Here is a 401-nt window from a genome sequence, read left to right on the forward strand (position 1 = left end):
GTTCCCCATGTCTCGATACATGCCCATTACCGGCCTGGACTGCAACGTCCCTTCCCTGCTGATCGACACTGAAGCCCCGCTCGACGTGCTGCACGAAACAGCGGCCTACCGCATCCGCAGCGCCACCCAACTGCTGGAAACCTTCGCCCTGCGCGACGACATCCAGGGTGACGCCAGCGTCTTGCATGAGGTTGCGCAGGCGCTGGTCATTTCGTTGCGCGACGGCTGCGACATGCTGGACGTCATCGGGCGGCGCTTGCGGGCGCAGGTTTCGGTGTAATGAATATGGGCGACCTTGAGGTCGCCCTTTTTTTGCTCTCGCCTGCACACCTTGATAATCCATGGCCTCGGCTCCAGATTGGTTGCATTGCCCACTTTCCGGAGCCCCTTCATGTCTGAAC

At 60.6% G+C, this 401-nt stretch carries 1 protein-coding gene; it reads left to right on the forward strand.

Going from position 1 to position 401, the window contains the following annotated elements:
- On the forward strand, positions 1 to 280 hold a 280-nt coding region (locus AC1DCY_RS27805), incomplete at its 5' end, for a hypothetical protein (protein WP_477356039.1).
- Positions 281 to 401 lie beyond the last annotated feature (121 nt).

Source organism: Lysinibacillus sp. 10T31 (genome assembly GCF_056394365.1).